Here is a 22,083-nt window from a genome sequence, read left to right on the forward strand (position 1 = left end):
AGTATCAGTCACACCACACCATATCAAAGGTGACAGTTACGATCACGTTACTCAACCCATGAAAAGTCCATGACCCTCGCTGCCGCCCTCAAAACCCGTCGCCAAAATCTGGCCAAGCACCTGGATACCCCCGTCATCCTCTGGGCAGGGCAGGCCTCCCCGCGCAATTTTCCCGCCAATACCTATCCCTTTCGGCCCAGCAGTCACTTTCTCTACTTTGCCGGACTGACCTTAGAAAATGCAGTGATTCATCTAGCAGATGGGCATCTCACCTTATTTATGGATGAGGCTACACCGGCGGCGGCGTTATGGCATGGACCTAGTCCCACCCGCAGTGAGTTGGCCCATCAGATCGGTGCGGGCAAAGCATTACCCTTAGAGGACTTAAAACACTTTGTCAGAGAGCCCGTGGCGACGCTCAGGGTGCAGGATAGTGCGACAGCGGCCCAGCAAGAACAGCTCCTCAACCGTTCTATTCCCATGGCTAAACAATGCCAAGGGCAAGATCTGGCTCTACTTCAGGCCATCGTCCAGCTGCGCCTGGGCCACGATCCCCAGGCGCTGGCTGAAATCCGTCAGGCTGCCAGGGTTTCAGTCAACGCCCACAAAACTGGCATGGCTGCTACGGCCATGGGCAAAGGACTGACGGAAGCTCACATTCGAGCGGCCATGGAGCAGGTAATTGTGGCGGAGGGGATGAACTGCGCCTATAACAGCATTGTTACGGTCCATGGGGAAGTCCTCCATAACAATCACTATCACCATCTGCTCGGAGAGAATGACCTGATCCTGGCGGATGTGGGGGCAGAAACTGAGACCGGGTGGGCATCGGATATTACCCGCACCTGGCCTGTCAGTGGCACGTTCTCATCGACGCAACGGGACCTTTATGAGGTGGTGCTGGCGGCCCATGATGCCTGTATTGAGGCAGCAAAACCGGGGGTGGAATATAAGAATTTACATCTGTTGGCCTGTCATATCTTGGCAGAGGGACTGGTGGATCTGGGAATTCTCGTGGGTCAGCCGGAGGATTTGGTGGAGCAAGATGCCCATGCGTTGTTCTTTCCCCATGGAGTGGGGCATCTGTTGGGGCTGGATGTTCACGATATGGAGGATCTGGGGGATCTGGCGGGCTACGCCCCTGGACGTAGCCGCAGTGAGCGGTTTGGTCTGGGGTTCTTACGGCTTGACCGGCCGTTGCAGCCGGGGATGGTGGTGACGATCGAGCCTGGGTTTTATCAGGTGCCGGGGATTTTGGCGGATCGGGAAACGTGCGATCGCTACACCTCCATGGTCAACTGGGACCGCCTAGCCCAATTTGCCGATGTGCGAGGAATCCGCATCGAAGACGACGTGCTAATTACCGATCATGGCTGTGAGGTCTTGACGGCAGCATTACCTACCCAGGCAAATGAGGTGGAATCGGCAGTAGCTCAAGGTTAAGGCGTTGGGATATGACACGACTTGGCAGGTTAGATCGTTAGCCTAACCTGGGTTAATCAGCGGGCGGGCAACAAAATTCAACTCGTTTCGTTTTTTGTAACTTAACAGCCATCCAGGATTTGCATCAGCCATACTAGCGGCCATAGTTTCCTGTACGGAAAGCAGTCTGTGGATAAACTTCGATCGCCTTTTCCCGTCTTCAAAGACGCACGGGATTATCAAATCCTTTGCCTGACATTATTTCTCGGCTTGGGCGTCGCCATGCGCGACTGGTCCCTACAGCCAACCATAGTCGCCACAGCAATCTTCACCGCTCTGGCTACCCAGGGACTGCTTTCCTGGGTGATGTCACACCAGACAGTCACCTCAGACCACAAGCCAGGCTTTAATTGGCGCAGTCCCCTCATCACCGCATTGGGCCTCAGCCTCCTGCTCCGCACCGACCACGTTGCCACCATGGTCTTTGCTGCTAGCATTGCGATCGCAAGCAAATTCCTCCTCAAAACCAACAACAAACACTTCTTTAACCCCGCCAACCTTGGCATCATCGCCGCCCTCACCCTCACCAACGATGCCTGGGTCTCCCCCGGCCAATGGGGTGACGAAATCTGGTACAGCCTAATTTTCATCAGCGCCGGCGGCATGGTGCTCAAACGCGTCGGCCGCTGGGACACCACCGGCATGTTCTTAGCCAGCTATGCCCTACTAGAAGCCGTCCGTAATCTATATCTTGGCTGGACCTGGGATGTGTGGGCCCACCGCATGTCCAGCGGCTCCCTACTGTTATTTGCATTGTTCATGGTGACCGACCCCAGATCCATTCCCAATGCCCGACCGGCCAGACTAATTTGGGCAGGCTCAATTGCATTGCTGACCTTTGTCTTACGCAATCAATTCTATCTCTCCACAGCAGTCTTCTGGGCATTGTTCTTGTTAGCACCGCTGACAATCTTGCTAGACAAACTGTGGGAATCTCCAAGGTTTGAATGGAAACAGTTTAGAAAAGTAGAGTTATCATCCGCAAGATAAACAAAAAGCGTCTCACAAGAGTTCTTCTAATTTTCTTCTAATTAAAGCAAAAAACATCTACCCACATAAAACATCCTTTCTTGGGCGGTTGCCCAGCGGGTGAGGTGGGTTAACCGCTAACGCCCATCAGGGAAAATTTTGCAAACACTCCTGAAAAACCCACCTCATTGCTCCTCCGAGCAGGGGATGAGACATCGGATTCAGGCAACAAATCCTGCATTAACCCCCAATCTTTAATCTTTTTCGAGTTAGGAAACCCTCCATGACTAACCTGTTACGCATGGCAATGGTAGCCATCATCGCCATCGTCACCATCACCCTCCACCCTCAACCGGCTCATGCCTTCTGCGGCTTCTACGTCGCCAAGGCAGACACCGAGCTATACAACAAAGCCTCCCAGGTCGCCATTGCCCGCAACGGTAACCACACCGTCCTCACCATGGGCAACGACTACCAGGGAGACGTCAGCGACTTTGCCCTGGTAGTGCCCGTCCCCACCATCATTGGCGAAGGCCAGGTGGACGTTGCCGAGAAAATAGTCCTAGATCGCCTCGACGCCTTTAGCGCCCCCCGCCTAGTGGAATATTTCGACAGTGACCCCTGCGAAATTATGACCCACCTGCGACAGTTCGAATTAAGCGCCGCAGATGGTGTAGCTCGTGCCCAAGTATCCCCAGCACCCACATCTTCGGCAGCACTCGGTGTCACCATTGAAGAACAATTCTCCGTCGGAGAATATGACATCCTCATTCTCAGCGCCCGCGAATCGGATGGGTTAGAAACCTGGCTCCGACAAAATCAATACCAACTACCCAACGGAGCTAGCCAGGTATTGGCTCCCTACATTCGTCAGGGAATGAAATTCTTCGTCGCCAGGGTCAACCTGGATGAGTTTGATAGCAGTGGATACCAATCCCTACGACCGCTACAAATCACCTACGACTCACCCAAATTCATGCTACCCATCCGCCTGGGTATGCTCAACGCCGCAGGTGACCAGGATCTGATCGTCTATTTACTATCACCGCAGGGTCGCATCGAACTGACCAACTACCGCACAGTGAATATCCCCACTGATATTGACTTACCCCTATTTGTTCAGAATGACTTTGGCGAAGTTTACCCAGAAATGTTTCAGCGCCGCTATGAGCAAGAAAATAAAAATGTGGCGTTCTTGGAATATGCCTGGGATATGCGCAGCTGCGACCCCTGTTCTGCTCCCGTCTTAAGCCCGGATGAGCTAGAAGCAGCGGGCGTCAACTGGGTGAACCCATCCCCCCAACAGCGACGACCAGCCCCCGGTTCCGTCATCGCCCCGCCTCTCCCAGAGCCGTCTTCCATCTTTATCTCCCGGCTCCATGTGCGCTACAGCCGTGACAAGTTTCCCGAAGACCTGATGTTTCAGACCACCTCCAACCATCAATTTTTCCAAGGACGCTATGTCACACGCCATGCCTTTACTGGCAGCCTTGACTGTCCGGCCCGGCTACGGGAGGAATATCCTAACGCAGAAGCTCGACGTCAACTAGAGGAATGGACCGGCCAAACGTATCGGGACATTGTCAACGGTGCTGAAGATCTGGGGGAGCAGTATTTACGCAGTTTAATGACCCGGTTTGAGCAAGAGTCGCAAAATCTAGCCCGTCTGACCGGTCGGGATCTTCAAACCATCCGCCAGCGGATCAGCGACGAGGTCCCCCAGCCCACACCGTCCCCCTGGTTAATCCGATATCCCAAAAGCTAGTCTGGTGCCCACCAGACTAATGGACATCAATAGGGGCATCCCTTGTGGATGCCCTGGGGTAACCATCGGCCATGGTGGCCAGACATTAATCGCCAACCAACCCGCTAGAATAGCTAGAAATTGTGTCTAGCTATATCTATGCCCTTGCGGATGTTCAAACGATTTGGTCGGTGGCCCTACTGGTTAATGGGCTTAGTGATGGTGGTAGCATTCTCCAGCTGCTCTCTAGACAACTTCAAAGCCAGCGACACCCAAGTATCGCGCCTGGTCTATAGCGTCCTCAGCGATCCCAAGACTTTTAACTCCGCCCTGAACAATGAACAGCCCAATATTTTTGGCCTTACTTATGCGGGACTGATCACTGAGAACTATGAAACCGGCAAGATTGAACCCGAGCTAGCTGAGTCTTGGCAATTTTCCGCCGATGGTTTGGCCCTCACCTATACCCTGCGAGAGGGCCTGAAATGGTCTGACGGTGCACCCCTAACCGCCGACGATGTGGTCTTTACCTATAACGACATCTATCTAAACGAAGCCATTCCCACCCAAATTCGCGACGTTCTGCGGGTTGGCGAAGCAGGTACCCTACCCAAAATCACCAAAATCAACCAACGCCAGGTCAAGTTTGAAGTCCCCGAGCCCTACGCCCCCTTCCTGCGCAATACCGGTGTAAACATCCTGCCAAAGCACGCCTTGGCAAAGACCCTGACGGAGACAGATTCCGAAGGTAACCCCCTGTTTCTATCCACCTGGGGTACCAACACACCACCCACAGACATCATTGTCAATGGCCCCTTTAGGCTCAAGGCCTTTACCCCAGGTGAACGGGTCATATTTGAACGCAACCCCCACTATTGGCGTACGGATCAACAGGGTAATCCCCAGCCCTACCTAGAAGAAATTATTTGGCAGGTGGTGGAATCCCAAGACAGTGAGTTCGTCCAATTTCGCTCCGGCGGCCTAGACCTGACCGGTGTTACGCCCGATAACTTTTCCCTCCTCAAACGGGAAGAAAAACGGGGCGACTTTACCGTCTATAACGGCGGTCCTTCCCCCGGCAGCCTATTTATTTCCTTTAACCTCAACAAGGGTGCCCGAGGTGGCAAACCCCTGGTAAATCCCATCAAATCCAAATGGTTTAACACCTTAGAATTTCGGCAGGCTGTGGCCTACGCCATTGACCGCCCGACCATGTTAAACAACATCTATCAAGGCTTGGGCGTCCTCCAGGACTCATCCATTTTCCCCCTCAGTCCCTATTCCGCCAGCCCCGAGAAAGACGGCATTAAGGCCTATAACTACGACCTGGAAACCGCCAAAGACCTACTGCTATCCGCTGGCTTTCAATATGACACCAACAATCAACTGATAGATAGCGAAGGTAACCAGGTGCGCTTTACCCTGATCACCAATGCTGGCAATAAAGTCCGTGAAGCGATCGGAGCCCAAATCAAACAGGATTTGAGTAAAATTGGCATCACCGTAGATTTTACCCCCATCAGCTGGGGTTCCCTGGTGGAAAAACTAGGGGATAGCCTGGATTGGGAATGCCATCTGATTAGCCTTGGCGGCGGATTGGAACCCAATGGCGGCTCCAATGTGTGGAATCCAGATGGCGGCCTCCATGCTTTTAATCAAAAACCCCTACCTGGGCAAGATCCGATTGAGGGTCGTGTAGTGGCGGATTGGGAAACAGAAATCGGCCAGCTATATATCAAAGGAGCCCAAGAGCTAGACGAGGCCAAGCGCCGTGAAATATACGTGGAAGCCCAACGGATCGTCCAGGAACAGTTGCCATTTATCTATTTGATCAACCAGTACTCCATGTCCGCCATTCGGAACAAAATTCAGAATGTCAAATATTCACCCCTAGGAGCCCTATGGAATATTTACGAACTTAGCTTGGCCCAAAAATAATTGATGGATGATTTATGGCCATTGCCGATTTATGAGTGTGCCTAAAAGGGTATCAACTTAAGCCAGAAAATTCTGGCTAGGTGGGAAATCAGGGGCCAGAAGCCAGTGAGGTCCTGACTCCTGACTTCGGAATACTATCCTTGGGAAAACGTCCCACTTTGAGTTGGTACCCGCCTAAAACATTTCAAGTCTTAGCAACGTCGATTTATTTATTATTGAGTTTGTTAATAAATAGACCGCTTTGATACGGAATTGCAATGGAGCCTTAAGTGAATTGGAGGTTCTAGGGAAAGCGCCTAATACAATGGTCATAATCTGCGTACATCGAACAATTCACCCATGGATAGGCTTATTATTTCTAATCATTTTTAGACTAGGGACTGTACGGCAGCGCCTTCTGGGCAAATCCCGGTGTTGTCTCCATCAACTGACCGTTACGTCGCCGCTTTTATAATGCTACCTATGGACGATATCGCCCAAGCCTATAACGTACTGGAATTAGAGCGTGGTGCGTCACTCGCAGACGTCAATCAGGCTTATAAAGACCTCGTATTTATCTGGCATCCCGATCGGATTCCGGCTGATAACACACGACTACGCGATAAAGCCCAAGATAAGCTGAAACGGATCAACGATGCCCGCAGCCGTCTCAAGCAGTATCTGCGGGACGACAAAACCCCAGCTAAATCATCCAAACCAGCTAGAGCCAGCAATTACAACCCTGAACGCTACGGCAGTAGCCGATATCGCCCCTATAGCGAAAGTCGATATACGTCCTACGGTGCCACTAACGGTTCTGGGGCACCTACTAACGGGTCTGGCAACGGATCTGGCTCAACCAATGGGTCTACAACGGCTACCCAAAATGGTAGTAGACCCACCTCCTCTTACCGGTCGTCGTCTACAAACGGCAATGGCAGTGGTAATGGCTATAATGGCCGCACCAACGGCTCAACCTCATCAGCCCAGACAAACGGCCATAGTTCTAATCAAGGTGCCCCCCATGGGGCAGCTCACGGCTCCGACTCTACGAAGACAGGCCACAGTAATGTTAATGGCAACGGTTCCACCCCTGGGATGGAGACCAATGGTGCAGCCAGTAATAATAGTGCAGCCAAAAGTACAGCCAAAAGTAATTGGCCTAGCAATGGACGCAGCCCATCATCTAGCGGGCGCGATAGCTCCGCCTATAGCTCTGCCGCTTATAGTTCTATCCCTCGCCCCGTCACGGATGGCTATGCGGACTATATCTATCAGGTCCCCCAGGCCTCAGCCTACACCCCACCGCAGAAAGCCTCTGCTCGCAGAGATTCTGATTTGGAAGGATCTGACTTTAGGGGAGCCAATCTGAAGGAAAAGGATTTTTCAGGGCGAAACCTGAGCAAATCTAACCTAGAGGAGGCGGACCTCAGCGATGCGTTTTTGCATAAGGTCAATCTCAACCAGGCAAACTTACACAAGGCTAAGCTCTTTAGGGCCAACTTACTCCAAGCCAATTTGAGCCACGCCAACTTGCGGGAGGCGAACCTGATTGGCGCAGACCTGAGCGGTGCAGACCTGAGTGGGGCGGACCTGAGCGGTGCCATCGTCGGCTATGGTGACAAAATCATGGTCAAATTAACGGCAGCCAGGCTAACGGGCACCATCATGCCCAATGGCAATATCCATGAGTGAGATCTGCCCAATCACCGCCCCATCAGCAATTCTCATTTTGAAACATTTGTACTGAAATCAGGGCTTTCAAAGACTTTTACTCCTGATCGTTTGGACGACAGAATGCAGGGTCTAGCCATTTGAAGCCACTGAAATCAGACATTTGAGTGAGAATCATTCTCATAATGAGAATTGCTGCCGCCCCATAGTCATTTAACTCATTGATTTAACCTAGACATTCAACCGCCTTACCAATCACTGGTTCCTGTCCACCGTGATTCGACATACTCCCGCAGCGCATTACGGTTACTATCATTACGCTCTATCCGCAGCTGTTGGATCAGAGCTTTTTTTCTGGCGTGGGTCTGGTTATTGGGTTCAAGCCGCAGGAGTGATTCGACCACCTGCATGGCTTCACCATCAGCATTCAGCTGCATCAAGAGATCGCTTAATAACACTAGCGATGGCACATGATTAGCATTCTGCTGCCTGGCTTTTTCCAGTAGTCTGACCACTGAACGCAGCATATCTTCATTGTCATAGATGCTCAGGTTCACAACCTTTGCCCACCGATCACGAGCCTCTCTATAAAGACTGTCAGCAGAACGGTTGCCCTGTTTATTACCCCGTCTAAATATCATCCTAGTTACTCAATCCTCTGAATCCTAATATAGGGTAGATAGAGTGAAACCCATAGGCCATCTGGCATTATTGCCGTCAACTAGCCACCCCTTTTAACCAAGACTGTCCACAAGTAAGGACGGTTCCCGGTAAAGTTTTTTTTGCTGACCTGCGCCCCTTCGACCTTTGGTCCAGCCCTTAGGATCGTTTTGGGCCAGAGTTAGCGTTTGCTCGCATCAGCTTTCAGTCAGTTGGATTATTCCCTCCGTGTGTTCTTCCACCCACGGAATATCGATGGAGAAGGTTGTACCCACCCCTAGCTGACTTTCTACTTCAATCTTGCCACCATGGAGTTCTAAGCACTTCTTAACCACAGCTAAGCCTAGGCCAGTGCCAGATACGGATTTTACATTGTCACCTCGATGGAAGGATTCAAACAGATGTTGCTGATCGGCGGCGGGCACGCCAATGCCTTGATCGCTGACGTGAAACTGGGCATGGCCTTGCTCACCCACAATGGTCAGTTGAATTTCACTTTCTGGGGGTGAATATTTGATGGCGTTGGTCAGAAGACTCATTAACATCGCCCTGAGGAGTCTTTCATCCAGATAAGCTTCATCGCAGATTCCCTGTTGATGTACGGCTATATGCTGCTGTGCCTGGGTGTTGAACTTGACTTCCCCTACAAGTTGTTGGCAAAAGTCTTCTAAATCAATGATTTGTGGGTTAAATTCTAGCTTTCCGGCTTCAGCCCGAGTTAACAACAGGATATCGGACAATAGCTGTGCCATCGTTTTTGCCGCCGATTGAATCCGTCGGAGATTTCGCGATCGCTTGGCTTCAGACCAAGCGACATTGGGATTGTCGAGTAATTGGGCGGAGACTAAGATGGCACTGAGGGGCGTTCTTAGTTCGTGGGATGCTAAGGAGAAAAAGTTCAGCTTTAGATCGGTGATTTCCTTGGCTTGCTCAATTTCTTTATAGGTGGTTTCAATTTCCTGACGGCGATTGAGTTCAACCGCTAAACTGGCTTCTGTCTGTTCTAAGCTAGTGGTTTTCGTTTCGAGCTTTCCCAATAGGGCGTTGATGGTCTGTTGTTGTACCATCCTATGTTGTTGATGGTGTCCTAGGGTTTGCATTATCCAACCATATAAAACACCTAGGAAAATAATGCCTAGCCCAGCGACTAGACCCATGAGCCACAGCTCATTGTTGAGACTAACGCTGGTGTCCGCCATCTCTGATTGTCGTTCTATGCTACCTTCGTCCATTAAGTTCTGTAGGGCGAGGTGAATATCAATGCGGGCTTCACTACTCTGTTGGATGATGGCTAACTGGGTCGCCAGATCGAGTTGCCCACGTTTGCCCTGCTGAATACTGTCTTCTAAAATGGTGATCCAAGCTTCCGTTGTTGTTTGTAATCGTTCTAAGGCTTCTCGATAAATTAAGGCTTCTTCAAGGGCAATGGCTTCTTCCAGGCTGGCGTCTTCCTTGAGGATAGTTTCATTTTCGAGGGCAGTTTCTTCTTTGAGTAGCTGAGTCTCTAGGGAGATTTCTCCTAAATATCTATTAACGATCTCAAATTTTGTGTAGTAGCGATCTAAGTCTTCTGGCTTCCCGCTAGACAGATAGGTTTGGTGGCTGATTTCCGTTTCTGCGATCGCAACCAGTACATCATTCAAATCGCCATACCCATGACTATCTAGCTCAATCTCCCCAGGGAGAGGGACCCGATCCATAATGGCACGGCGGGCCAAGAAGGCTGTGGTTAGGAGGGTTGCGATCGCAACCCCAAACCCCACCGTTAACCATTGTTGAGTACGAGAAAAACGCATCTGAAAACAGGATAATAATTATCAATAGCGGCTACATTGAACTAAGTAAATTAAGTAGTTTTCAAGATCCACCATAGTCTAGACAGCTCGATTTAACCGTCGGTATAGTCAGAGTTAGCAACTTAAACCTGTCCCATGCGCATTCTCTTAGTCGAAGATGACCTGCAACTAGGCGAAGGATTGACTGAGGCATTAACCGACGAAGGCCATGTGGTGGACTGGGTAACCGACGGAGAAATGGGCTGGATTCAGGCCACGGACCTAGCCTATGATCTGATGGTGCTAGATGTCATGCTGCCAAAGATCAATGGTATCCATCTCTGCCGACAACTGCGGGAGTCAGGGAAACGCCTACCGATTTTAATGCTAACGGCCCGTGATACCAATACCGACAAAGTAGCGGGGCTCGATGCCGGGGCCGACGACTATGTCGTTAAACCCTTTGACCTGCTGGAACTATTGGCACGCTTACGGGCGTTGCTGCGGCGGAGCACCCTAGGGGAATCGAGTACCCTATTGACCTGGGAGCAGGTCCAACTCGATGCCGCCACCCATGAAGTTTTTTACAACGGCCTCCCGCTCAAACTTACCCCCAAAGAATTTAGCCTGCTCGAAATATTTCTACGCAGTGGCCGCCGAGTGTTAAGCCGATCGGTCCTGATCGATCAATGCTGGCCAACGGCAGCCCTCCCCGATGACGAGACCGTCAAATCTCACCTCAAAAGCCTCCGACAAAAACTAAAAAAGGCTGGTGCTTCCTCAGACTTTATTGAAACGGTCCATGGGGTAGGCTATCGGCTAAAACAGCCTGAGACCAGTCCCTAGAGGGTCTTTTTCTACTATGGGAAAGCACGGTACTGGCCTTTCCAGGCAGCCAGTTTGCCCACTAACCGATTTCTACCCGAATTATTCCCCAGATCCCTCCAAGCCGTTGCTTAGAGTAAACAGGTTGATGCAAAGAAATCTTGATTTCTAACTCACAATGAAACTAAACACTTTTTCCGCTTTACTCGGTGCCATTTCCCTACTTGCCATGCCGTTAACGTCTCCGCTTCGGGCGGAGGAACTCAGCTGTCCAGATCAATTTTCTGGCATTGAACTAAGCGATCTCCAAGTAGACCAGTTGCAAAGCCTAGAAGACCAGTTCGGCGATACCCTCGATAACGTGGCCCTCTCTCCTGAAACAGAGACCCAGATGGAACAATTAGAAAAAGCTTTCGAGGAAAAGGTCATGGCCCTACTATCCCCTGAACAAGAGCAGCAAATAGCCGAGTTAGATGACTGGGCCAACAACCGCGTTGCCGAAATTGCCCCCGAGCTATTGACAGAGACTGGCGACGAGCCAGCCCTGACGGATGACCAGGAGGCGGCCCTGGAGCTGGTGGAGGCAGAGTATGACCAAGCATTCGCCAGCCTCCTAACCCCTGAACAGCAGCAGCAGCTGGCCATCCTCGAAGCAGAGCTGGATGCCGAAATGGAGGCACTGGAGCCTGATCTAAGTGCGGAGGAAGAGACGAGTCTGGATACCGCAGAGACGCAGTTTGAGCAGGGTCTGATGGAAATTCTCTCCGAGGAGCAGCGCCAGCAACTTTCCCGTAATCTGGAGTCCTGCGGTGCGGCTGGCTTCTAGGTGAGTTAGGGGGGCGATGATCAACCTTAGCCCCCATCCACCCCAATCCCCCCATAGACGATGTGCGCCAGCGAGCCCCATCGTCTATGGGGGTGTCTGAGCCCCTGTAGCGCTGACTGATTACTGGCTAACTCCTGCTGACTGGCTCCTGCTGACTGGCTTCTGCTGACTGGCTCCTGCTAACTGGCTCCTGATTCCGCTTCATCTCAACCAGGACTTTCTGCCTGTCTCAACCGCTACCCTGGTCAACACCTTCTGGCTCAAAGATATTAAGCAGTCCCGCAATCTTTGGGATTCCGGTAAGTCTGGGCGTTAGTATTCGACTGTGCCCAGTCACTGAATTTCCATGACGGACTACCTGACCCTTAAAACGGTGATACAAAGCAAAATATCGGACCGTGAATCAGAGATGTCACTGACTGATAATCTTTGCCGGTCATATTTTCGATTCCATGGTGAACCGACTGACAAAGTTTGTCTATTTTTCCATGGGTTTACGGCGGGTCCGTATCAGTTTATCCCCATGGCAGAAGCCCTACATAAAGCTGGTTGTAACGTCTTGGTGCCCCTGCTACCGGGCCATGGTTTAGCCGGTCACTGGGGGGCGAACAATCCACCGCCCCTAGTCGATGACCCCCGCGCATACCTAAAGTTTGGACTGCAGTGGCTCAAAATTGCCCAGTCCATGGGGAAAAAAGTAGTGGTGGGCGGTTTGTCGGCAGGAGCCACTCTGGCCACCTGGCTAGCCATGGAAAAGGCCGATGCCATTTACCGCACCCTGTTGTTTGCACCCTATTTTAATTCCAGTAGTAAGGTCATCGATCTGTTTGTGAAACATGTGGATACCTATTGTGAATGGGAACGGCTTCTAGGGCCTAGCTATCCAGGGTTTGAGCTGGCTGCCCTGCGGGCGGTGCTGAAGATTGCTAATTACAACTTTAAGCGGGTGAAAGAGTCTCCCATCGCTCCCATTTTTATGATCTCCAGTGAGAGTGATCGGGCTGTTAATAACTATGATCACCAACGGTTCTTTGAGGCTGCCTTGGAGCATCAGCCCTACTGTTGGTACAACAGTTTTGATCGGGTCTTGGATATTCCACACACGATGATGACTGAGATGGAGGGCAATCAGTTTACCAACCTGTTGAATGTCATTACTCTGGCCTACATTAACAGTAACTTGACGTGGCATGAGGTGGAAGAAATTGCCTACCGCATGACCAAACGTCGTACGTTTAATTCGGTGGTGGCTGATCTCGGTTGGCAGCATAAGGTTTCACGGGATACGCCCGCCATGATGACCCTGGTGAATAAATGGGAGATTGCGGTAAAACGAGAGATGAAGCATCGTCAGCGTTTTCGGCGGGAGCGATGGGATGATTAGGTCGTTGACATTGGCAATCAACAGCAACGGTCGGCAACAGTGTAGGGTGGGCAAAACCTACCGAGGGAATTAAGGTTGTGGGTGGCAGGGTAGAGCTATTGTTAGCAGGCTGGGTAACCGAGGCACTCTTGACGCCAGCGGCAACATCGATTTTGTGGGGGTTGCATCATCCCTATTGGCTAGTTGCGATCGCAATCACCCTAATCATCCTCGTCCAACTCTCCCTCTCCCTAGTTAGTCAGCTCTTCCGGCTCACCCTAATATGGATCGGCAAATTTCCCCTATCCCTAGGGCGTTGGCTATTAACCAAAACGCCCCTAACCCCTAGTAATAAAGCACTAGAAGAACAAAAACTCACTGTTCTTCTAGCCAAATTAGAAAGCCTACAACAAGAACAAACCTCCCTTCTGATACAGATCCAATCCGCCTTAAAGGCAAGGGACATTCACCCAAATGAGTAATGTCCCCTGCCCATAGGGTCCCTAACCAATCCCTAATCGATCCTGAGCCTAATGTTGGAGTCTCAGTCGCCTATTATCAGCAACTTGATTAGTCCCCAAGGTATTATTGGGATTGGTTTTACCAGCTAAATAATGAAAAGCCGGATAATGGGCAATTAAAACCGTTCTACTCCCCTCCCTTTGCGGATCCGCCAGCTGGGCCGGTGCCACATGGTGAAATGCCCGATTATCTTGCCACAATAACCCATGACCCTCCGGCAAAATAAACGGCTCTAAAACCGCCTGATGCCCATGGAGATCATGATAAATAGCATTCTCCGCATGGGTGACATTGTCCCGCTGCAAACAAACCAACATGGCCCGATCGGCCCCATCTGAATGGATACCCTGGCCGGTCAAGCATTGATCGACATTGTCGGAATTGACATGGCTGGTTTGCACCTGGACTAGTATCAACTCTTTTTCAGGCAACTGATAGGTCTGCTGAAACGCCGTGAGCAACTTTTGCGTAGCCCTACAACCCAAAAATTCCGCAGGCAATTCTCGATAGAACCGTTTGTATCCTCCCGAAAAGTCATTGTACTGTTGGGGCTGACTAAAAAAGTCAGCCCGCAGCTGAAACCATTGCCCTTCAATACACATCACGTAGGCAATACTTTTAGTCCGTTTCGTAAAATGGCGAGAGCTGGGATCTGGGCCTAGGGAACCACAGGATGAGAGTAATTCAAGCCTCTCACATCTGCTCAATAGAGGCATGGTCAATGCCAGATTATGGTTTGAAAAAGTGGATGGAACAGACCGCGTTGCCTGTGTCTTGATCTTTAGACTTTGCATAAAACCCAGATAGTAATTTTGAACAAATAGCGAAAATCGCTACATGACAATTGCGTTGAACTGTCATATCAATATTTTTTGATATATTTCAGACAGCTGGTGTGACCTGGGTTTCAAATCGCAAGATGAGGTTACGGCACCTAGTAGTATTACCTAGAACTTTTCACCCATTACTACAGCAATGGGTGTGGTAGCTTAACGCCTTCAACGGATAGGAATTGACCTAACCAAGACGACCAACACTATAATTTGCAGATTGGCTCGATCTACCTAAAACGCCCCATCAGTGAGGTATCAACCGATGGGGCGTGAAATTTTAAATTTCTATTTAATAACATCAATGGTCAATGGTCAGAGCTCCTGTTTCCGCAGAAAGGGCACAATGGTCTCACTCACCTTCTCTGCCCAATCTTCCTGGGCATAGTGGCCCACCTGGTCCAGCTCCACATATTCCCCATCAGCCAGTCCCTTAGCAAAGGCCTCGGCACTGTCCGCCGACAACCAGGGATCCGCTTTACCCCAAGCCACCAGGGTGGGGCGTGACCAATCAGCAAAGCCTTGGGCAATTTGCTCCACTACCTGGGGAACCTTCATGGCACGAATGGTCCACATTAGGGAGCGCCCCACATCAGAGCTTTTTAGAAACGGACGCCGGTACACATCAAGATCGTCATCGGCGACTTGATAGGGACCACCACCTTCCAAGGTACGGTCCACCAAGAGAGGATCTTGGGTCATGACATCCCCAATCATAGGCCAGCCCATCATTTTGATCTTCAGGGGAATATCAGCCTGGGGCGGTAGGGGCGTATTGAGAATAATCAGCTTTTCGACTTTGTCGGGGTTCTGGGCAGCATAGAGCAATCCAGTCACCCCTAAAAAGCCCTGTACCACTAAGGAAAAACGATCGAGTTCTAGAGCCTCAATGTAATCCCCCAGGGCTTTGAGATAGGCCCCTGGGTCGTAAGCAAACTTCCGTATATCGGGTTTAGACGATGAGCCATGGCCAATCCAGTCGGGGGCAATGCAGCGAAAGCCTTGCTCACCTAAGGCTGGCATCACCTCTCGCCAGCTATAGCTTTGGGAGACCAACCCATGGAGCATGAGCACAGGCGGTTTATTATTAGGGCTATCGGGGACCAGTTCGCGGTAGACCCACTGGAGATCCCCAATATTCACGTCCTTCTGCTCGCTCTTGGCCATAGTATTTTTCTCCCACCTGTGGGAAAAAGCTTACCTCATTAGCCTGGCCCTGGGCTAGGGGCTGATTTTCTAAATAGCTTTGAAAGTAGGGTCGGCAAGCAGGAGCGATGCGCCAAAGGTTAATGGACCAGCGTTCCGGATCGGGGCTGATCACCCGATGGGGATTTTGGCTATTAAACACGATGATCGCCCCCGGTGGCAGATGATGAATTTCCTCAGACACCCGTCTGGGGCGGCGCTTTTCATAACTGTCATAGATGGCGGTATAGCCCCACTGGGTGGGAACGGTGGAAAGGTTAATGGTGACAGCCGGACAAGCCGCATAGGGATCGTCTCGATGCTCACGAATCCCCACGTCACCGTAGGCCACAAGGCCTAAGTCCGGTTTCATCGGCTCCTGTTCCGGTAGGGCAATGCGACTGGCCCGTTGATAGATGGTTTGGCAAAAATGCCAGAATTCTGCCTGTTGGTAAGCGGGCTGATAATGACGGCCACCGCTGCCTAAAACCGGCTGATGTTGTAGCCAATAGCGTTTTCGCCCTGTGCCATAGCTGGAGGTGTCGGAGGTTAATAGGCAACGGTGTTTGTTGAGATGGCTGCGGAGCTTATGCTGCTTGGCCGAGGGCAAAATGTTGATGAGTTTGAGCATTGCAGCTGCTAGGAACAATTAGAACTAAAAAATAGAGTGAATTAGCTTGATCTCTTTGATTGATTTCCATGGGCTGAATGCATTTAGCCCATTACACCGCCCATAGCTGCTGCTAGTTAAAGGTCTTGGGAATCAATGATGGCACGAACTATGAGGACCAAGCGATATGAAACGCCCCTAAATTAGTCTACAAAGCTGCCATGGCAAGGGGTAGAAATTTGGGTAAATGTAATGATTGGCAGATCCAACCTATATCAGATTATAAAGCGTATCTCGCTGGTGACTGGGCCGTTTGAGGGTGGCGATCGCCCCCGCCAAATCCTCCACCGACTGGCAGGTCCCCCCCTGGGCTCCGGCCATGGAGGTAATGTGTTCTTCCATCAGGGTACCCCCGATGTCGTTGCAGCCCCACCGCAGGGCTTCGGTGGCGGCTCCTAATCCCAGCTTGACCCAGCTGGGTTGGTGGTTTTTAATCCAGTGTCCCAGGTAAATCCGGGCCACAGCGGTGAGTAATAGGGCATCTGGGATCACCGGCTGGTCTCGCCCGACCCGACTACGCAAGGGCTTGGGGGCATCCTGCCCCACAAAGGGCAGCAAAATAAATTCGGTAATACCCGTGGGCCCGTGGGCCAGGGACTGCTGCTGTAGTCGTCGCAGTTGATCTAAATGGGCAATCTGTTGGGCTTTGGTTTCAATGTGACCCGACATCAGGGTACTCGTGGTGGGCAGCCCCAACCGATGGGCCTGGGAGACAATGGCCACCCAGGTGGCGGTGTCAGTTTTTTCCGGACAGATCACCCGTCGCACCCGGTCGTCCAGCACTTCAGCGGCGGTGCCCGGAAGGGAGTCTACTCCCGCCTGGGCCAGTTCCTGGATCACCGTGGCAAAGTCCAGATTGTCTTCCCGAGCAATAAACTGCACTTCCTGGGGTGAAAATGCATGGATGTGCAGGGCGGGAAACTGATCCTTGATGGTCCTAACCAGGCGTTGATAATAGGTCAGGGCCAAGCCATTAATTTTAGCGGTGGGGTTGAGCCCCCCTTGCATACAGATTTCCGTTGCGCCCTCGGCCACCGCCGCTGTCGCCTTGCCTAGAATAGTCTCCCAGCTGAGCCAGTAAGCCCCCGGCTGTCCCTGATCTCGACGAAACGCGCAAAAGCTACAGTGCTGTTCGCAAATGTTGGTGTAGTTGATGTTGCGATTGATGACAAACGTGACGGTGTCCCCCACCTGCTGCTGTCGCAGCCGATCCGCACCGACTCGAATCGCTTCGATCAGTGTAGGGTCTGTTTGCTCTAGTAGGGTCAGACCATCCTGGGGGGAAATATCTTCACCGTCTAGGGCGCGGTCTAAAATATTAGCTACGGTGGTGGTTATTTGCGGGGCTATGGGGGGCATTGCACTGGCAGCGATGGCTATCGAGTAGAGGATGGAATAGGGGATGGGATCTAAATACGTCTAGAAATTGTCACAATTATGGAGAATTGTTTGGGGAATTGTTTTAATATCTTCCCCCTAAATCAGCAACGGCATGTCCTAATTTGGCATGTCCTCTTCAATGCCTATCCTTTTCCTTCCACTGTAATCTTGACCTTATCCTGAAATCATTATGATTCAACTAATAGCGGGTGACATTGGCGGCACAAAAACCATTTTACGCTTAGTGAACTCGGACAGCAGCGGTCAGGAAACCCTCCATGAGCAGCGCTTTGTCAGCGGCGACTACCCTGACTTAGTGCCTATGGTAAAAGACTTTTTAGCGACAGCCCCCGGTACCCCCTCCCCCCAAGCGGCCTGCTTTGCCATTGCCGGCCCCGTGGCAAACAATCGCTCCCAGTTGACGAACTTGGCCTGGTTGCTGAGTAGCGATCGCATCGCCGAAGAACTCAACCTGAAAACCGTAGAGCTGATTAATGATTTTGCCGCCGTGGGCTATGGAGTGCTGGGGTTAACGCCAGACGATCTGCATACGCTGCAGCCAGGCATCCCCAATCCCCAGGCCCCCATTGCCATTATCGGTGCGGGTACCGGCCTGGGCCAAGGCTTTTTGATCAATTGCGGCGGAGAATATCAGGTCTTTCCCTCGGAAGGTGGCCATGTGGACTTTGCCCCCCGCTCCGAACTGGAGTTCCAATTGCTGCACTACCTGCTGGAAAAACATTCCATCTCCCGTGTTTCCGTGGAACGAGTGGTCTCAGGCCAGGGAATTATTTCCATCTATCAATTTTTACGGGATCGGGGTGCTTCTACAGAGTCCGAAACCCTGGCGGAGCTTGTCCGTAGTTGGGAGCAAGGGGCAGGCCACCGCAGCCAGCTGACTGACCCGGCCGCCGCGATTTCTCAAGCCGCCACCACCGATCGGCTGGCGGGGCGTACCATGGATCTGTTTATTGATGCCTATGGGGCAGCGGCGGGCAACCTGGCCCTCAAACTTTTGCCCTATGGCGGTCTCTACGCTGCCGGTGGGGTAACGGCCAAAAATATGGACCTGATTCGCAACGGTAGTTTTCTATCTGCCTTTGGCCACAAAGGCCGCATGAGTCCCCTATTAAAAGACGTGCCCGTCCATTTAGTTCTGAATCAAAGTGTGGGTCTGATTGGGGCCGCCCTGAGGGCTGCGCAAATTGCGTAAATCTTCCAACGCGGGGCCGCCCTGAGGGCTGCACAAATTGCGTAAATCTTCCAACGCGGGGCCGCCCTGAGGGCTGCACAAATTGCATAAATCTTCAACGCGGGGCCGCATTGAGGGCTGCGCAAATTGTGTAAACCTTTCCACTTTCCTTGCAAAACCTATCGCTACAATAAGGGACTGACTTACAAAAGCTAAGACGCCATGGCAGGGCATAGTAAATGGGCGAATATCAAGCGTCAAAAGGCGCGGGTTGATGCGGTTAAGGGGAAGGTGTTTGCTAAGTTGTCGCGGGAGATTATTGTGGCGGCCAAGTATGGCGGCGGTGACCCGGATGGCAATTTTCAGCTGCGGACAGCCATTGACAAGGCCAAGGCGGCGGGGGTGCCCAATGACAATATTGACCGTGCGATCGCAAAAGGCAGCGGTAAACTCGGCAGCGACGGCAACCTAGAATCCATCCGTTACGAAGGCTATGGCCCCGGTGGTGTGGCGGTGCTCGTAGAGGCCCTCAGCGATAATCGCAATCGCACCGCCGCTGATTTGCGGGCCGCCTTTAGCAAGAACGGCGGTAACCTGGGGGAAACGGGCTGTGTGGGTTGGATGTTTGAGCAAAAAGGTGTTGTCGTCGTAGTTGGCAATCTGGACGAAGATACCCTGCTAGAAGCAGCCCTTGAAGGGGGGGCCGAATCTTATGAACTGACTGAGGTGGATGAAGACACCCCCGGCGCAGAAGTATTTTGCCCTCCCCATCATCTAGAAGTCCTGAGCAATTATCTCAAAGTCGAGAACTACCGCGTCAAAGATATTGAACTGCGTTGGGTCCCTAGCAATACGGTGGATGTCACGGACATCGACCAAGCCAAGTCCCTAGTCAAAATGATGGATACCCTAGAAGATCTCGACGATGTTCAATCTGTAACCGCCAACTTTGACATGGGTGAGGAGATATTGGCTGCGGTCTTTTAGGATATCCAACAGAAGATTGTCTGGATAGAGATTCAGACTGTTTTATCCTAGCTTTGTCGATGGGTGGTCTGGCCCGACCCCTGTTTTAAAAGAAAAATGTCTGACCCCATAAAGCCCCCAGGGTCAGACAGCTCACCTGTAAAAACGCGGTTACACAAGAATTAATAAATCATCCAAAATGCCCCCTCGGATGATTTGTTGCCTTGCCCGTGTTCTTCAGAGTTAAACCTATTGTCACTTGCTAGATTAGGTAAACGCTTCCTCGTAAACACGTAAGTTTGAGGGGTAAAAGGCCAGATTTATAAGCCAAGTTACGTATATTCCGTCTTGTTAACTTCAATCCAGCTTCGGACACCCGTCAGCGGAAACCCATCGTTAAGGTTTCTAAAACATGATAATTAATCGGGCCAATCGTCTCACTCGTTTTCAGCTTCGTCCCCAGCCAGAACGTTTTCATGGTAAAGCATTAACAACTTATCCAATACCTTCTCAACCGTGAGGGCATCCGTCACCACTTCAATGGCATCATCCGCCTGCCGTAGGGGAGAAATCTCTCGCGTGCTGTCCTTATGATCTCGTTCGCTAATTGCTTTTGCCAGTTCGATCAGTTCAGGCACGGGCTGTTGTTGGCTGGCTAAATCTTGCTGACGACGACGGGCCCGTTCTTCCACCGATGCGGTTAAAAAGATTTTCAGCTCAGCGTCAGGAAATACATGGGTACCAATGTCTCGACCATCGGCCACCACACCACCGGCCTGGCCGTACTGCATCTGCTGTGCCACAAGGGCCTGACGCACAATCCCCTGGGCGGCCACGGCGGAGACTTGGGCCGTAACCTCAGGCGTACGAATCGCCTGGGTGACCGCAATATTATTGACAAAAACTTCGGGGGGGTGGGGCTCTGTCCCCGACTGGGTCGCAACGAGCTGAATCTCACACTTGGGGAGTAGGTCGGCCACTGCCACCTCATCCTGAGGATCACATCCCTGGGATAGGACATACCAAGTTAGGGCACGATACATGGCCCCCGTATCTAAGTAGAGCAGCCCCAACTGGTGGGCTAGCTGCCTGGCCACGGTCGACTTACCGGCTCCGGCTGGACCATCAATGGCGATAATCGGTCGTCGTGACCGTAATACAACGTTATCAATTAAGCGGGTAGTACCGACAAATGCTGCTACTGCCAACATACCAATTGTTTTTATCTCTGCTAGGGGTTCCAATGTGTGGGGATGCACCAGTTCAACATACTGGGGATCAATGGCAGGTGCTGTTTCTAGATGTTGAAACACAGTGCGAACTAGGGACTGTTGCGATCGCACCCCTGATGTTTGAAATTTGTGTTTAGCGCTGCTTAACCCCCGATAGAGTATAGCGGCTTGTCGACGTTCTTGCTCGCTTAGATATTGATTTCGAGAACTCAGGGCCAGGCCATTGGCCTCCCGCACAATCGGGCAGCCAATGATCGCCCCCGGCAGGTTCAAATCCTGCACCAGTCGACGAATAATAGCGAGCTGCTGGGCATCCTTTTGGCCAAAATAAGACCGCCGGGGTCTGATCAAACTGATTAACTTCGTGACAACCGTAGCGACACCGTTAAAGTGCCCAGGGCGATATTGACCACACAGGCGATTGGCCAACCCAGGGGGAGGCAATACCGTCACCAGGGCATCCTTATCCCTAAAGTTAGGTCCATATAAATCCAAGGCCGTGGGGGCAAAAATGCCATCTACCCCGGCAGCTGCACACAGATCAGCATCCTGATCAAGCGTCCTGGGATAGGCTTCCAGGTCTTCATTAGGGCCAAACTGCAGCGGATTAACAAAAATACTCACAACGACCACATCGTTATCCCGACGGGCCCGATGGATCAAACTCAGATGTCCTGCATGTAATGCCCCCATAGTGGGCACTAGGCCAATAGAACCCGACTGCTTTTCTCGCCAACATTGCAGTCCGACTACCGTTTTCAATAAACGCAAGATCGTTCCCCAGCAGCCTCGCCAGACACCAGATTTAACGATAGCAGACCGCCCCATCTGCTGGCTCCGAATTGATTATCCCTGATTTCAAAGATGCTAG

18 protein-coding genes are annotated in these 22,083 nt (G+C 51.6%); 11 read left to right on the top strand and 7 right to left on the bottom strand.

The genetic code is table 11. From position 1 onward, the window contains the following. Window positions 1-69: 69 nt before the first annotated feature. The 5 genes from VB741_RS02685 to VB741_RS02705 all read left to right on the top strand — a co-directional run bounded on the left by VB741_RS02685 (window position 70) and on the right by VB741_RS02705 (window position 7,807). Window positions 70-1,443 carry an aminopeptidase P family protein gene (locus tag VB741_RS02685; RefSeq protein ID WP_323363599.1) on the top strand — a complete coding sequence of 458 codons (1,374 nt, stop codon included), beginning with the start codon at window positions 70-72 and terminating at the stop codon, window positions 1,441-1,443. A 168-nt stretch (window positions 1,444-1,611) separates the two neighbouring features. Further along, the gene (locus VB741_RS02690) at window positions 1,612-2,472 is read left to right on the top strand and encodes an RnfABCDGE type electron transport complex subunit D (RefSeq protein WP_323363600.1); all 861 of its coding nucleotides are present in this window, start codon (window positions 1,612-1,614) and stop codon (window positions 2,470-2,472) included. 262 nt (window positions 2,473-2,734) lie between these two features. Continuing rightward, complete coding sequence (locus VB741_RS02695; protein ID WP_323363601.1) at window positions 2,735-4,216, top strand: DUF2330 domain-containing protein; 1,482 nt, start codon at window positions 2,735-2,737, stop codon at window positions 4,214-4,216. A 150-nt stretch (window positions 4,217-4,366) separates the two neighbouring features. Beyond that, window positions 4,367-6,133 carry an ABC transporter substrate-binding protein gene (locus tag VB741_RS02700; protein WP_323363602.1) on the top strand — a complete coding sequence of 589 codons (1,767 nt, stop codon included), beginning with the start codon at window positions 4,367-4,369 and terminating at the stop codon, window positions 6,131-6,133. A 462-nt stretch (window positions 6,134-6,595) separates the two neighbouring features. Continuing rightward, a complete protein-coding gene (locus VB741_RS02705; RefSeq protein WP_323363603.1) occupies window positions 6,596-7,807 on the top strand; it encodes a pentapeptide repeat-containing protein in 1,212 nt (403 codons plus the stop codon). 227 nt (window positions 7,808-8,034) lie between these two features. Here the strand turns inward: VB741_RS02705 and VB741_RS02710 are convergent, their stop codons facing one another. Then, window positions 8,035-8,343, bottom strand: coding sequence for a tetratricopeptide repeat protein (locus VB741_RS02710; protein ID WP_323363604.1), 309 nt, complete (start codon window positions 8,341-8,343; stop codon window positions 8,035-8,037). A 300-nt stretch (window positions 8,344-8,643) separates the two neighbouring features. Next, window positions 8,644-10,242 carry a sensor histidine kinase gene (locus tag VB741_RS02715; RefSeq protein ID WP_323363605.1) on the bottom strand — a complete coding sequence of 533 codons (1,599 nt, stop codon included), beginning with the start codon at window positions 10,240-10,242 and terminating at the stop codon, window positions 8,644-8,646. Window positions 10,243-10,377: 135 nt separating this feature from the next. Here VB741_RS02715 and VB741_RS02720 point away from each other — a divergent pair, with 135 nt between their 5' ends. The 4 genes from VB741_RS02720 to VB741_RS02735 all read left to right on the top strand — a co-directional run bounded on the left by VB741_RS02720 (window position 10,378) and on the right by VB741_RS02735 (window position 13,717). Further along, entirely contained in the window at window positions 10,378-11,067 is a 690-nt protein-coding gene (locus VB741_RS02720; protein WP_323363606.1) for a response regulator transcription factor, read from the top strand. A gap of 157 nt (window positions 11,068-11,224) precedes the next feature. Next, window positions 11,225-11,872 carry a hypothetical protein gene (locus VB741_RS02725; RefSeq protein ID WP_323363607.1) on the top strand — a complete coding sequence of 216 codons (648 nt, stop codon included), beginning with the start codon at window positions 11,225-11,227 and terminating at the stop codon, window positions 11,870-11,872. Window positions 11,873-12,218: 346 nt separating this feature from the next. Beyond that, the gene (locus VB741_RS02730) at window positions 12,219-13,256 is read left to right on the top strand and encodes an alpha/beta hydrolase (protein ID WP_323363608.1); all 1,038 of its coding nucleotides are present in this window, start codon (window positions 12,219-12,221) and stop codon (window positions 13,254-13,256) included. Between the two features lie 77 nt (window positions 13,257-13,333). Beyond that, a complete protein-coding gene (locus tag VB741_RS02735) occupies window positions 13,334-13,717 on the top strand; it encodes a hypothetical protein (protein WP_323363609.1) in 384 nt (127 codons plus the stop codon). Window positions 13,718-13,765: 48 nt separating this feature from the next. Here the strand turns inward: VB741_RS02735 and VB741_RS02740 are convergent, their stop codons facing one another. The 4 genes from VB741_RS02740 to cofH all read right to left on the bottom strand — a co-directional run bounded on the left by VB741_RS02740 (window position 13,766) and on the right by cofH (window position 17,801). Continuing rightward, entirely contained in the window at window positions 13,766-14,473 is a 708-nt protein-coding gene (locus tag VB741_RS02740; protein WP_323363610.1) for a 2OG-Fe dioxygenase family protein, read from the bottom strand. A 429-nt stretch (window positions 14,474-14,902) separates the two neighbouring features. Next, the gene (locus VB741_RS02745; RefSeq protein ID WP_323363611.1) at window positions 14,903-15,754 is read right to left on the bottom strand and encodes an alpha/beta fold hydrolase; all 852 of its coding nucleotides are present in this window, start codon (window positions 15,752-15,754) and stop codon (window positions 14,903-14,905) included. After that, the gene (locus VB741_RS02750) at window positions 15,681-16,403 is read right to left on the bottom strand and encodes a hypothetical protein (protein WP_323363612.1); all 723 of its coding nucleotides are present in this window, start codon (window positions 16,401-16,403) and stop codon (window positions 15,681-15,683) included. The genes VB741_RS02745 and VB741_RS02750 overlap by 74 nt, the downstream gene beginning before the upstream one ends. A gap of 249 nt (window positions 16,404-16,652) precedes the next feature. Continuing rightward, window positions 16,653-17,801 carry a 7,8-didemethyl-8-hydroxy-5-deazariboflavin synthase subunit CofH gene (gene cofH / locus VB741_RS02755; RefSeq protein ID WP_323363613.1) on the bottom strand — a complete coding sequence of 383 codons (1,149 nt, stop codon included), beginning with the start codon at window positions 17,799-17,801 and terminating at the stop codon, window positions 16,653-16,655. A gap of 211 nt (window positions 17,802-18,012) precedes the next feature. On the opposite strand from cofH, the gene VB741_RS02760 reads away from it, so the two are divergent. Both VB741_RS02760 and VB741_RS02765 read left to right on the top strand, forming a co-directional pair. After that, entirely contained in the window at window positions 18,013-19,035 is a 1,023-nt protein-coding gene (locus VB741_RS02760; RefSeq protein WP_323363614.1) for a glucokinase, read from the top strand. Between the two features lie 201 nt (window positions 19,036-19,236). Further along, window positions 19,237-20,001, top strand: coding sequence for a YebC/PmpR family DNA-binding transcriptional regulator (locus tag VB741_RS02765; protein ID WP_323363615.1), 765 nt, complete (start codon window positions 19,237-19,239; stop codon window positions 19,999-20,001). A gap of 416 nt (window positions 20,002-20,417) precedes the next feature. Here VB741_RS02765 and VB741_RS02770 read toward each other — a convergent pair whose 3' ends face one another. Beyond that, window positions 20,418-21,983, bottom strand: a complete 1,566-nt coding sequence (locus VB741_RS02770; RefSeq protein ID WP_323363616.1) for a bifunctional pantoate--beta-alanine ligase/(d)CMP kinase — start codon at window positions 21,981-21,983, stop codon at window positions 20,418-20,420. Window positions 21,984-22,083 lie beyond the last annotated feature (100 nt).

It is taken from the genome of Leptothoe sp. PORK10 BA2, assembly GCF_034932105.1.
In the GTDB taxonomy this organism is placed as follows: Bacteria; Cyanobacteriota; Cyanobacteriia; order Phormidesmidales; family Phormidesmidaceae; genus Leptothoe.

Coding starts and splice junctions, on each gene's coding strand:
- VB741_RS02685 (WP_323363599.1), top strand. CDS start 70: ATGACCCTCGCTGCCGCCCTCAAAACCCGTCGCCAAAATCTGGCCAAG.
- VB741_RS02695 (WP_323363601.1), top strand. CDS start 2,735: ATGACTAACCTGTTACGCATGGCAATGGTAGCCATCATCGCCATCGTC.
- VB741_RS02700 (WP_323363602.1), top strand. CDS start 4,367: ATGTTCAAACGATTTGGTCGGTGGCCCTACTGGTTAATGGGCTTAGTG.
- VB741_RS02705 (WP_323363603.1), top strand. CDS start 6,596: ATGGACGATATCGCCCAAGCCTATAACGTACTGGAATTAGAGCGTGGT.
- VB741_RS02715 (WP_323363605.1), bottom strand. CDS start 10,242: ATGCGTTTTTCTCGTACTCAACAATGGTTAACGGTGGGGTTTGGGGTT.
- VB741_RS02720 (WP_323363606.1), top strand. CDS start 10,378: ATGCGCATTCTCTTAGTCGAAGATGACCTGCAACTAGGCGAAGGATTG.
- VB741_RS02725 (WP_323363607.1), top strand. CDS start 11,225: ATGAAACTAAACACTTTTTCCGCTTTACTCGGTGCCATTTCCCTACTT.
- VB741_RS02730 (WP_323363608.1), top strand. CDS start 12,219: ATGACGGACTACCTGACCCTTAAAACGGTGATACAAAGCAAAATATCG.
- VB741_RS02740 (WP_323363610.1), bottom strand. CDS start 14,473: ATGCCTCTATTGAGCAGATGTGAGAGGCTTGAATTACTCTCATCCTGT.
- VB741_RS02745 (WP_323363611.1), bottom strand. CDS start 15,754: ATGGCCAAGAGCGAGCAGAAGGACGTGAATATTGGGGATCTCCAGTGG.
- VB741_RS02750 (WP_323363612.1), bottom strand. CDS start 16,403: ATGCTCAAACTCATCAACATTTTGCCCTCGGCCAAGCAGCATAAGCTC.
- cofH (WP_323363613.1), bottom strand. CDS start 17,801: ATGCCCCCCATAGCCCCGCAAATAACCACCACCGTAGCTAATATTTTA.
- VB741_RS02760 (WP_323363614.1), top strand. CDS start 18,013: ATGATTCAACTAATAGCGGGTGACATTGGCGGCACAAAAACCATTTTA.
- VB741_RS02765 (WP_323363615.1), top strand. CDS start 19,237: ATGGCAGGGCATAGTAAATGGGCGAATATCAAGCGTCAAAAGGCGCGG.